Below are 12904 nucleotides of genomic sequence, written 5' to 3'. Positions count from 1 at the left end.
TATCCAATTAACTAATTTACAGGCTATATTTGTTACATACAAAAACAGAAAAAGTTTTTTCATAGATTAGATTTAGGTTAGTAAATAGTGGTTAGAGAAAATCCCGGACTTAGCGAAGTTCGGGATTTTTCTTTGCGATACAATCTCAAATAGATTTTCTTGTAAAACCTTTAGTCATTGTTTTTAGGCATTGTAATAATAAATTCACTTCCTTTACCTATTGTACTTTTCACGCTAATGGTCCCTTCATTTTGCTCAATAAACTCTTTACACAAAATTAGACCTAATCCAGTTCCTTTTTCATTATTAGTCCCCTCAGTTGATATGTTTTCATCTATCTTAAATAACTTTTGTAAGACCTCTGGAGACATTCCAACACCTGTATCAAGAATATGAATTTGTACATAATCTTCTTTAGAAGTAGTAGTAATAGATATTAGACCACCATCGGGTGTAAATTTTATTGCGTTATTTATAAGGTTACCCATAAAAATCATCGATGTATGTTCATCAATTGGCAAAACAATAGATTCTGGCACATCGACAACAATATCTATATTTTTACACGAGGCATTCAATCCATAAAGAGAAACTGTGGTGTCGACTAAATCTTTAAGATTTAATAATTCCTTATTAATTTTTATTTCATTCATTTGAGCTTGTGCCCAAGTGAGTAAATTCAATAGTAACTCGTAAGCAAATTTCGAAGATTTATCAATTTCTTTTAGCATAGCAATTCTTTCCTTATCGCTTAGCAATTTATAATCAGTATTTAATAAATCGGAAAAGCCTAAAATGCTATTAAATGGTCCTTTTAAATCGTGAGAAATTATTTTAAAAAATTTATCTTTTGTTGCATTTAACAATTGTAATTCCTCAAACTGCTTAGTTAAGATTTTATTTTTTTGCTCTAATTCCAATTTGTGTTTTTCCACTAACATATTTTTTTCGGAGAGAATCGCATTAGCATCTTTTTTTATCTTAAATTGATTAAGTAAAATAAACACAAGTAATATAACAAGCACCAGCAACACTATTATTGCATTTCGAAATTGTGTTTGCTTCGTAATTTCCAAATTTTGAATCTTACTATTTTTGCGTAGCAACTCATTTTCTTTTTCCTTTTTATGGCTTGCATATTTTGTTTCCATTTCAGCAATTTGTCTCGAACTTTTTTCGTTATAAATACTATCATTTAAAGACGAAGACAATTCAAAATATTCCAATGCTTTTTTATAGTTCCCCTGCGATTTATATATATCAGAATAATTTCTGTAAAGTTCGAATTGTTGCTCTTTTGCTTTCAATGTTTTTGCTAAATCTTTAGCCTTATCATAATATGATAAGGCTAAATTATTTTTTCCCTGAATCGCACAAACAAGTCCGATACTTTTGTTTGCATATAATATCCCAATTTGGTCGCTTATTTTTGAACTTACAGCAAGTGATTTCTGAAAATACATTTTTGCTTCTTCATAATTCTTCAAATAAAATTTAGCATTACCTATATTATACAAGCAAATTGTAACTCCATATTGATCATTATTTTTAATATTCTCTTTTAAAGATTTATTATAGTAAAGCTGAGCATTGTCATAATCCTTTTTAGCCTCATAAATTTGTCCCATCGTATTTAAATGAGCTGGAAGAATTTTATTGCCCCCTAAACTATCTCTTAAAGAAATTGCTTCCTGAATATACGCTAAAGCCTTATCGTAATTATTTAATCCGAGGTAAACCAAACTAATATTTCCAAGAGTCTTTCTACTCATGTCTGTATAGTTTCGCTGCTCACATATCTCTAATGATTTAAAATAATATTCTAAGGAGTTATCAAAATCAGATAAATTCTTATAGACAACTCCGAAACAACTTAAAACTGATGCTTTTCCCCTAAAATCTTTTAATTCCACATACATCGGTAATGCTTTATTGAAATATTCCAAAGCTTTATCAAGTTCCCCTTCGGCCCAATAGTTAATTCCTAAATTCTGCAATGATTTTGCCAAATCTGATTTACTATCAAGTTTAAAAGCAATTTCATAGGCTTCTTTTGCATGCTCAATTCCCTTTTCGGGATTAGAATTATAATATGAATAAGAAAGCTCATTTAAAATTTTAACCTTTTCAAGCCCATTTTTCTGAGACAGCAAATTCTCCAAACTATCAATCTGAGCCTGAGCAACAAACAGATTGTAGCAAAAAAATAATATAATTAAGGAAATATATCTCATTTGGGATTAGTTATGTAGTTACATATTAGTCCTATTAAAACGTATTAATTGCAATAATAGTTACTACTAAAAAAGAAAAAAATATCGGAATATAATTCTTAATTAATATGTTTTACACTAAAAGTATTAATTTCAATATTTTACAAATAAACATAATCTAAAACAGATAATTCTTAAAAAAGTAATTTGCACAAATCTTAACAGCTCATTTTTTTATTTTTTATTTCAATTTTATAAATTTGCTTCGCTTGTAAAAATCAGAAAATACCCACATAAATTTCCATAATCTGATTCCTGATTACAAAGCAAAAAATAACCAAATTTTAAATAAAAATTTTAACTGATGAAAAGAAGTAGTCTTATTCTTGCTTTTTTAGCTGCTACTGTGTGTTTTAATGCATGCAAAAAAGTACCCCGTACGGGTAAAATGAACTTTACAACAGTTGCCGATAGTGTAAGTTATGCCTTAGGTTTTATAGAGGCCAACAATTTTAAGAAAACCATTGAAAGAGCACCTTTTCAAATTGATTCGCTTAATCGCATACACTTTGGAAAAGCTATTGCCAAAACACAATTGAAAAAAAAGTACTCTGATTTTAGAACCGATCAGTTTAGCAACATTAACGAGGAAGCTTTTTACAAAGGCTTTTTAAATGAGTATGTGTACGGAAAATCTTATTTCTCTGAAATGAGTGCCGATGTTTATTTAAGAAAAATATTCAATCAGAAAAAGGCAGAAAAAGATTCAGTAAGAAAAGAATTAGCTAAAGTAAATTTGCAAAAAGGTCAAAATTTTCTAGAACAAAATAAAAAACGCGAAGGAGTAAGAGTTACGGATAGCGGATTACAATATAAAATTCTAAAACAAGGATCAGGAAAAACAGCAAATAAAACTGATAGAATTAAATGCGTATATCACGGTACTTTAATTGACGGTACTGTTTTTGACAGCTCGAAAGAACGCGGCGACACGTCTTCCTTTTTTGTTAATCGTGTAATTAAAGGCTGGACCGAAGCTTTACAAATAATGCCCGAAGGATCGGAATGGAGATTGTTCGTACCAGCTAATTTGGCTTATGGTGAAAGAGGTAGTAATAACAAAATTGGTCCGAACGAAGCACTTATTTTCGATATCAATCTTGTTGAGGTGCTAGAGAAAAAAAAGTAATAAGAGCCTATTAAAATTGATTGTAATAAAAGGGATACCGAAACGTATCCCTTTTTTATAATGTTAAAAAAATTCACAACATTAGATTGTGTTGTTTAGCTGTTCAATTTTAAGTCCATATCGAATTACATACACATCCGAGCTTTAAGACTATTCGACTATTTAATTTGCGTTTTAATATATTCAGCCACTTCAGGATGCCCATTAGCAATTGCAAAATCTAATGAAGATTCATTATCCACATCTACCATTTTTAAATCGGCACCATACGATACTAATACCTTAAGCACTTCGAGTTGACCTTCGGATGCTGCCATCATTGCTGCAGTCCAGTTTTCTTCACTATCAACCATATTTGGCTTAGCACCCGATTGCAATAAAAGCCCAACTGTTCGTTCGAACGAACCCGTTGATGCATACATTAAAGCTGTTCGATTCACATTATCAATATTATTTAAGTCTGCCCCATTCTCAATTAATAATTTTACAATATCAAAATGCCCGTTGTACGCTGCTAACATTAATGGCGTACGTTTATTTGAGTCTGTAAAATTAACATCAAAACCATTCTCAAGCGCCTCCTTAACTGTTTCCATTTTTCCATCCAAAGCCGATTGCATAATCAGATCATTATCAAAAGAAAATTGAGAAACATCACTGCTTTGTTTTACCACATTATTAGTGTTGCCATCCGATTTTGACGATTTGGAATTACAGCCACAAGCCAATAATCCCATTACAGCAACAGCTGTAAGCAATTGTAATTTATTCATTTGTTTCTTATTTATATTTTATAATTATGAAAACCGCACTAAAGGTAATGCAAGAATATAATATAGTCAGTACATTAAGTATAAAATAAGAGGTATTTTTTTACAGTATTGATGATAAACAAAAATTAAGACAAAGCCAAAACACCTATGAAACGATTAAAAATTAGGCATTACAGAATCCTACTACTATAAAATTAGAATTTTTACTATATATATAGTAGTATTTAAAAATTTTCTACTACATTTGTAGTAGCATTATAATAAAAATCATATATGGATATTAAATCTCTTACAAAGGCAGAAGAACAAATCATGCAGATTTTATGGAACTTACAAGAAGGAACTGTAAAAGAAGTTATCGGTAATTTTAATGATTCGAAACCCGCTTATACAACAGTTGCTACAGTATTAAGTGTTTTAGAAAAAAAAGGTTTTGTAAAACATCGTAAAATTGGCAATACCAAACTCTTTACTCCGGAAGTAAGCAAAGCTGATTACACAAAAGTTCAGTTTGGATCATTGCTAAGGAATTATTTTAACGGTTCGTTTCCAAAAATGGCCAGTTTTTTTGCTCGTGAAAACGATTTGGATATTGCTGATTTAGAAAACATCATGAAACAAGCCGAAAAAGAAATGAAACAAGATCACAATAAAAATGAATAATTATGAATGTTTATTTTGACTTTCTGCTAAAAGCATCGGTCAGCATAAGCATTATGTATGTTTTATACTGGTTGTTATTGCGCAATATGACACATTTTAAGGCCAATCGTTATTTTCTGATTGTTAGTGTGATATTGGCTATAGTTTGCGCTGCTTTTCCACTTCGGTATGAAGTTTTAATTGCAGCCCCACAAGCATTACAAAGCTCTGAATTTACTGATCAGTTCCAACGCAATATTTCAAGCACTATAGTTCATCAGAAAAAAGCTTTTAATATTAACATTTGGAGTATTGCTTGGGGCTTATATGTCTTAGGACTACTATTTGTTCTGCTACGACTAATTATTCAATCGTGGAAACCTATACAGATTATTTATAAAACAACACCTAAAAAAGTTGAAGATTGCCTGTTGCATGAGAATACAATTTACAAAATGCCATTCTCATTTTTTAACAGAATATTAATTCATCCCGAATATTTTAAGCAAAACGATATTAATGACATTTTAACTCATGAAAAAGTGCACATTCAAGAGCGCCATTGGATCGATTTGTTCATCATAGAGCTGTTAACAGTATTATTTTGGTTCAACCCATTTATTTGGCTGTTTGAACGTGCAATTAAACAAAACCATGAATACCTGGCCGACAAAGGTGTATTATCCCGGGGCCAATCACCAGTCAGGTATCAGGCATTATTAATTAACCAGCTAATAGGCACTAAAGTTATTGGTCTGGCCAATAACCTTAATTTTGCCCTCGGCCCAACCCGATTTAAAATGATGACGAAAGAAAAAACTTCGAAACGAAAATTGTATCGAATGATATGGCTTCTACCCGTTTTGGCAGTATTGATGTACTCTTTTGCGCAACCTGAATATAAAATGCAGGAACAAAAAGAGTTAAAAACAGTAAAGCCTAGCGAAAACAGCACAAAAGATTTAGTACTTTCTGATCTTAGTAATTATAAAGTTCCATATAAGACAACTACCGAAAGTACAGAAAACACTATTAATCGCGAAATATCAAATAAGAATACATCAAAACAAACATTACAAAAAGAGAAAAGTGAAAAACTTATTAAATCTAAAACTGTAAAGTTAACAGGAAGGGTTATAGACAAGAAAAACAATCCTATTTCGAAAGCCTCTGTTAGCATAAAAGACTCTAATAAAAAAAGCATTACCAATGCTAATGGTGAATATAAATTTGAATTGCCAGCCGAAGGTGATTTTAGACTAATTGTTACGCATCCAGACTATGAAATGGTTTCTAATACCATTACATTAAAATCAACAAATGGATCCAAATGGAAACACGACTTTATAATGAAAGCTGTTGATTCTGAAGATAACAAAGAAAAACAGAAAGTATTTAAAATTTCAGGTACTGTAAAAGATGTTAATGGAAATCCAATGCCAGGAACTTCAATTGTTGTGAAAGGTACTACAATTGGAACTGTTTCTGATTGGGATGGAAAATACGAAATTGAGATTTCAAACATGAAGAAATTGACATTAGTTGCCTCATTTGTAGGCTACCAAAGTATTTTAAACAAAAATGATTTTCGAGAAGGAATCAAAAATGTTGATTTCACCATGAAACGTGAAGTAATTGGAATCTCTTCAAAAGATTTAAAAAAAGCAGGAGACATTCCTCCTCCACCGCCACCAACAGCACCTGAATATCCCGAAAGCGACGAACCAGTTTTTGTGATTGTTGAAGATATGCCACAATATCCACAGGGGTTTTACGGATTAGCACAACATGTAAAAAAACAAGAAAATAAACTGAAGGAAGAATTCTTTTTCGAAGGAAAAAAACTAGAAGGAAGCGCAACTGTTGGATTCACTATATCTCCAAAAGGAAAAGTAACGAATATTCAAATCCTAAAAAAATCGAACGAAGTAGCTGCCGAAGCTGCTAAAATAATTGCTTCGGAAATGAAAAATTGGAAACCTGGTGCCCAGCGAGGTAAAAAAGTTCCGGTTGATTATGCAATGGAACTGGAATTTTAAAATTTGAACTTATCACAATAAAAAAGGAGCTTCGAATTGTTATTTCAAGCTCCTTTTTCATTCAAAAAAATTTGTCTCAATTATACTTGAGGAAAAACCTCAGTCAAATCCAACGGATCATCCATATCTTTCTGAAGAGCCACCAATTTTGTAAACAATTCTTTTATTTTCTTTTTATACTCAGGCTTAACTGCCAAATCGTTCATTTCATTCGGATCGTTTTTTAGATCATACAAACGCATAACTTTTCCATGAGGATAGACTATCAGTTTAAAACCATTGGTACGAATCATGCGTTGCATATCTGGTCGGTAACAACCATAAATGGCATCATAATTCGATTTTGTCTGCTCTCCACGAGCCAACGACATAAAACTCTTAAATTCTACATACTCAGGTTTTGCTAATCCGGCCAACTCAATCGACGAAGCCATAATATCCTGTAAATACACTTCAGCATCAATCTTTTTCCCTTTCGGGATGTCAGGACCAATAACAAACAATGGCGGACGCACAGAATGGTCATACATATTTTGCTTACCCATTAAACCATTATCACCAATAGCCAATCCATGATCGGCGGTATAAAAAATGTAAGTATTATCCATTTCACCCGATTCCTTAAGTGCTTTTAAAATCTCCCCAATCTGTTCATCAAGATGAGTAATTAAAGCATAATACTCCTGGCGATGCTTTTTCATTGAATACTCGGTACGAGGAAATGGAGCTAAGGCCGCATCGCGCAAAGAAGGACCGCAACCAATACTATCTTTGTATGGATACATTGGTAAAAAAGATTCTGGAATCGAAATATTTTCCAATGGATACATATCTAAAAATTCCTTTGGCGACTGGCGAGGATCATGAGGTGCATTAAAGGCCAGATACATAAAAAATGGTTTCTCTTTTCCTTTGGCAGAATCGATAAAAGTGATCGCATCATCTTTTAACACTTCGCTCCAATGTTTTCCTCCCTGCCAGTAACCACCATTATTCTTATCCCAGGGCTGCCAGCTGGTATCCGCCACATTTTGAGGGCGATTATACCCAAATGGCATCAAATCTTCAGCTTTACCTTTTTTTGTTCTTTCCAATTCGGCAAAACGCTTTACCTGTGTAGCATGATCCCAGGTATCTTTGGGCATTCCGGGACGAATATGAACCGTATGATTAAATAGTTTTGAAGGAGGCGTTTTAACATGCCATTTCCCTGTCATGTAAGTTTCGTAACCTGCCGATTGCATAATTTGCCCCCACATTTGACCATTATCCACCAAATCTTTCTGATGAGTTTCATAATCATAAGCTCTCCAAACAAATCGCCCGGTATTAATCATTGCCCTGCTACTGGCACAAACTGCACCATTCCAGGCTCCCATGTTAAAAGCCTGAGTAAAAGTAGCTCCATCGGCAACCATTTTATCAAGGTTAGGTGTTATTACTTCATCATTCCCCAATGCATGTACTGTATTGTAACACTGATCATCAGCAAACAGAAAAATAATATTAGGCTGATTTTTTTCACTTTTTTTCTCTGCACAACCAAATAACAATAGGCCGGTAAAGATGTAGGATAGTAATCTTAATTTTATCATATAATATATTTATTGTGTTTTAAGACTCCTTAAATTTCTAGCTTAATATTATTGCTAAAAATCATCAATTAAAATATTCTATTGATACTATTGAAGTATAAAGTTATATAAAATTATTAGCCATTTATTGAATTAAAAGCATAAATAAAAACAATACAAATAAACATATTATATTGATTTAGTTTTAGTTATATCGGCATAATAAAAATTACCCCTCTTAAAACTATTAATACGACCATTACCTACCAGACGTATAGATATATTTTTTTTATATTTCCAAGCTTTTTCGCTTACTTTGTACTCTCAATATAAATCTGATATTCCCAGTAATGACAAACAAGAATAAAGGAGATCAAACATCCTCATCCATAGAAAAATTTATTCTACACCTTCATCCACCTAAAATTGATTCTAGAGCCATAAAATATAACAGAACCTTTGGCTTAGGAGGTATTTGTGCCTTACTATTCATAATTTTATCGCTTACCGGGTTAATTCTACGATTTTCATATATCCCAACAGTTGAGCATGCCTATGATTCTATTTTAGGATTAAAAAATAATACTGTATTTGGGCAATTTATTCGTAATCTGCACCATTTATCTGCTAAACTTATGGTTTTAGCATCTTTCTTACACTTAATAAGAGTGTATTTTTCGCAGAGTATTTTTCAAAAAAGAGCCGAAAACTGGATCTACGGTTTATTACTATTTTTTTTAGTTCTGGCATCGAGTTTTACGGGGTATTTATTACCCTGGGATCAACTGGCCTATTGGGCAGTTACTGTAATCACTCAAATTATCGAATACATTCCGATGATAGGGCATCCAATAGCCAATATGGTACGAGGAAGCGAAACTGTAGATGGCAATACATTGCTTAACTTTTACACGCTGCATACAGGTATAATTCCTCTTTTCTTTATTTTTCTAATGAGTATGCACTTTTGGTTAGTTCGCAAAGCTGGTGGTGTTGCTGTTCCAAAACAGGAAGAAAAACAAAAAGTAGATGTAATGCCTCATCTGGTTTCTAAAGAAATAATGATTGCAAGTATTTTAATTGCCGGCTTATTTCTAATATCAGTATTTTACCATGCACCACTACTTGAACAAGCCAATCCACTAAAAAGTCCTAATCCCAGCAAAGCTCCCTGGTACTTTTTAGGAGCACAAGAATTACTGCTTCATCTTCATCCATTTTTTAGCGCTATAATTATACCTTTTTCTGCTGGATTATTCTTTTTGGGCCTTCCCTATTTTAAATATACCAATATAAATATTGGCGTTTGGTTTAACTCCCCATTAGGAAAAAGAATTTGTATACAATCAAGCATATTAGCCTTTATTTTTACTTTTATATTGATTTACATACTAGATCATTTTCTTCATTTTGATTTATGGCTATCCACTTGGCCATCTTGGATTTCAACAGGTCTTATCCCTTTTCTTTTATATGTTATTCCTGTTGCTGCATATCTATTATTTTGGAATAAAAAACATAAAGCCGACCGTACCGAATTAATTATGGCCTGCACAAGCATATTAATATCATCTTACATAAGCATGTTACTAATTTCTCTTTTTTTACGAGGAGAAGGCATGTTAATGATCTTTTAAAATACTGAATGATACTATTGTAATGAAAATAGACAGACGTAAATTCATACAAAGAATACTTGTTGCTGCTGCAGCTATCGAGGCCATTTTTCTAATAAAAGGAAGTGTTAGTAAAACATCTACATCCAGAAAAAAAACCAACTTATTTAATGCTGGAAAAGCTGATTCTTTCGAAAATAATAAGCTGTACCCTTTTTTAACGGGACAATTCTTTTTAAAACGATACGAAGATGGTGGTTTTCTTGCCATGTCTATAAAATGTACTCACCTTGGGTGTGTGGTGAACACAAATGCTAAAACAGGAGGATTTAATTGTCCTTGTCATGCTTCTCAGTTTAACAAATTCGGAGAAGTATTAGCAGCTCCTGCTACCCGACCTTTAGATACATTCCCAATTACCATAGAAAACGGAGAATTATTTATTGATACAAGTAAACCAACAAGAAGAACATCATTTAACAAATCGCAATTAACCTACGCATAATGGAGAATCGCAAAAGAACAGAACGAATTAGTTTACTTGCATCGATAGTTACATTGCTTACGATTCCTTTGTACCTGCTTATAAATACTTATGGAGCCAGCAATACACCACCCACCGAAGCACAATATGTTGGGCGAGAAACTTGTATCGAGTGCCATTTAAATGAGTACAATGAATGGGTTGGCTCCGATCATGATAAAGCAATGGATCATGCTAACGATTCTACGGTTTTAGGAAACTTTAACAACCAATCTCTGGAGTATAATGGAATGACCCATAAGCTTTACAAAAAAGATAATAAATTTTATGCTCTTACTGATGGAGAATCAGGAAAACTGGAAGAGTTTGAGATTAAATATGTATTTGGTTATTATCCGCTACAGCAATATTTAGTAGAATTTGACCGTGGTAGACTGCAAACACTCGCATTAACATGGAATTCGAAAGATAGTGTATGGTATCACATGGCCAAGGCCATATATAAAAATGAAACGATAGAACACGACAACTGGTTACACTGGACCAATCAGGCTCAGAACTGGAATGGCATGTGTGCCGACTGCCACTCAACAAATTTAGTAAAAGGATACGATGTTGATACAGATTCGTATCATACTACCTGGAGCGAAATAGATGTAAGCTGCGAAGCTTGCCACGGACCTGCATCGAAACACCTCGAGTGGGCAGCCAAAGCCGATTATGCCAGAGACGAACATAATAATTTTGGTTTAGTTGTTAAAACCAGTGGAATCGATAACAAGCAATATGTTGATTTATGTGTTCGCTGCCACACTCGACGTGGTTCGCTTTCCGATTTTAAGCATAGTGCAGATATCTATAATCATACCATTCCGAATTTGCCTAATGGAGAAAATTACCATATCGATGGACAGATATTAGATGAAGATTATGTTTATGGTTCGTTTACGCAAAGTAAAATGTATATGCGCGATGTAAAATGTAACGATTGCCACAATGTACATAGTACCAAACGCTTGTTCGAAGATAATCGTCTGTGTACACAATGCCACCGTGCCGATGATTACGACACTTACAATCATCATTACCACAAATCGAAAGGAGAAAAAGGAGATGCTGTAATTGCCGATGATGGAGTTAAATTTGAAGTTGGAGAAGGTACTCGTTGCATTAACTGCCACATGCCTGCGCAATTTTATATGGGACCCGATTACCGAAACGACCACAGTTTCCGAATTCCTCGTCCCGACTTAACCAAGGAGCTTGGAACGCCTAATGCCTGTAATCAATGTCATGCTGATAAATCGACACAATGGGCTATAGACTATGTTGAAAAATGGCATGGCACAAGTCGAAATTCGCAATATGGTACTTACTTTAAAGAAGCTGAAACTGGCAGTCAAAAAGGTTTCGATGGTTTGGTTCATATTTATAATGACGATGTGTACCCTGAAATAATAAGAGCAACTGCCATACGTCTACTTGGAATGCACTACCAAAGTAAAGCTAAAGATATTTTATTTGATGCGCTAAATAATTTTAATGGACACATTAGATACAATGCCCTTCAGAACTTAATGATGGATGATCAGGAATCATTTAAGAAAGTACTTGGAATGCTTAATGATCAAACAAAAGCCATTAGAGTTGAGTGTGCAACAAAACTTAATACAGTAAACAAAGATCAGATACCTGTAAAATATCGAACACAACTCGAACGAGCAGAAAAAGAATATATTGAAGCGCTAGAATATAGTGCCGATTTCCCTTCTGGAAAGTTTAATCTGGCTAATTTTTATTACAATAATAAACAAAACGATAAAGCCGAAAAATTCTATAAAAGAGCTCTAGAACAAGATCCTGAGCTGCACCCAATAAAGATTAATCTGGCAATTTTGTACAACAATAAAGGAGAATACAAAAAAGCTGAGATCTTATTGAAAGATTATTTGAAAAATGTTCCGAACGATGGAAGCACAATGTTCACCTATGCCCTATTCTTAACAGAACGTAAGCGCTACGATGAATCGATGACCTACTTGTTAAAAGCGGCTAAGTTTTCTCCTGATAATCCTAGAATTTTCTACAATGCCGCAATGATGTATGATTTTAAAAATCAACCTAATAAAGCCGTAGAATTTTTAAATAGTGCAATAAAAATAAATCCTGAAGATTCAAATTATTACGTAGCTTTATTAAATCTTCATATTAAATACAAACACACAAGTCAGGCTAAAATTGTAGCCAAACAAATATTGGATAAATTTCCGAACATTAACGACAGAGCAAACATTGAATCTATTATAAATCAGTAAAATAATATTTAGTTATAGATGCTAACATTAATCCCATATCGGATTTAAAACCGATATTT

General features: G+C 33.1%; 9 protein-coding genes. 6 read left to right on the top strand and 3 right to left on the bottom strand.

Annotated elements, in window-relative coordinates:
* Positions 1-170 precede the first annotated feature (170 nt).
* Positions 171-2234 carry a tetratricopeptide repeat-containing sensor histidine kinase gene (locus tag ACT3CE_RS08345; RefSeq protein WP_444709310.1) on the bottom strand — a complete coding sequence of 688 codons (2064 nt, stop codon included), beginning with the start codon at positions 2232-2234 and terminating at the stop codon, positions 171-173.
* Positions 2235-2577: 343 nt separating this feature from the next.
* On the opposite strand from ACT3CE_RS08345, the gene ACT3CE_RS08340 reads away from it, so the two are divergent.
* Entirely contained in the window at positions 2578-3402 is an 825-nt protein-coding gene (locus tag ACT3CE_RS08340; RefSeq protein WP_444709309.1) for an FKBP-type peptidyl-prolyl cis-trans isomerase, read from the top strand.
* A 158-nt stretch (positions 3403-3560) separates the two neighbouring features.
* Here ACT3CE_RS08340 and ACT3CE_RS08335 read toward each other — a convergent pair whose 3' ends face one another.
* Positions 3561-4175, bottom strand: a complete 615-nt coding sequence (locus tag ACT3CE_RS08335) for an ankyrin repeat domain-containing protein (RefSeq protein ID WP_444709308.1) — start codon at positions 4173-4175, stop codon at positions 3561-3563.
* Positions 4176-4448: 273 nt separating this feature from the next.
* Between ACT3CE_RS08335 and ACT3CE_RS08330 the strand changes: the two genes are divergently transcribed.
* Both ACT3CE_RS08330 and ACT3CE_RS08325 read left to right on the top strand, forming a co-directional pair.
* Positions 4449-4838 (top strand): BlaI/MecI/CopY family transcriptional regulator, encoded by a 390-nt coding sequence (locus ACT3CE_RS08330; protein WP_444709307.1) that lies wholly within the window; start codon positions 4449-4451, stop codon positions 4836-4838.
* A gap of 2 nt (positions 4839-4840) precedes the next feature.
* The gene (locus ACT3CE_RS08325; RefSeq protein WP_444709306.1) at positions 4841-6856 is read left to right on the top strand and encodes a carboxypeptidase-like regulatory domain-containing protein; all 2016 of its coding nucleotides are present in this window, start codon (positions 4841-4843) and stop codon (positions 6854-6856) included.
* A gap of 80 nt (positions 6857-6936) precedes the next feature.
* Here ACT3CE_RS08325 and ACT3CE_RS08320 read toward each other — a convergent pair whose 3' ends face one another.
* Positions 6937-8451: a sulfatase-like hydrolase/transferase gene (locus ACT3CE_RS08320; RefSeq protein WP_444709305.1), complete on the bottom strand. Its 1515-nt coding sequence runs from the start codon at positions 8449-8451 to the stop codon at positions 6937-6939.
* Positions 8452-8780: 329 nt separating this feature from the next.
* Between ACT3CE_RS08320 and ACT3CE_RS08315 the strand changes: the two genes are divergently transcribed.
* From ACT3CE_RS08315 to ACT3CE_RS08305, 3 genes are read left to right on the top strand one after another with little or no spacing between them, the layout of a single operon-like run.
* Complete coding sequence (locus ACT3CE_RS08315) at positions 8781-10067, top strand: cytochrome b N-terminal domain-containing protein (RefSeq protein ID WP_444709304.1); 1287 nt, start codon at positions 8781-8783, stop codon at positions 10065-10067.
* A 22-nt stretch (positions 10068-10089) separates the two neighbouring features.
* The gene (locus ACT3CE_RS08310) at positions 10090-10551 is read left to right on the top strand and encodes a QcrA and Rieske domain-containing protein (RefSeq protein WP_444709303.1); all 462 of its coding nucleotides are present in this window, start codon (positions 10090-10092) and stop codon (positions 10549-10551) included.
* Positions 10551-12845 (top strand): tetratricopeptide repeat protein, encoded by a 2295-nt coding sequence (locus ACT3CE_RS08305; RefSeq protein ID WP_444709302.1) that lies wholly within the window; start codon positions 10551-10553, stop codon positions 12843-12845. Before ACT3CE_RS08310 ends, ACT3CE_RS08305 begins: the two co-directional genes overlap by 1 nt.
* Positions 12846-12904 lie beyond the last annotated feature (59 nt).

It is taken from the genome of Marinifilum sp. RC60d5, from assembly GCF_052400665.1.
GTDB lineage: Bacteria > Bacteroidota > Bacteroidia > Bacteroidales > Marinifilaceae > JBQTGK01.
This window is presented reverse-complemented; position numbering and strand designations above follow the sequence as displayed.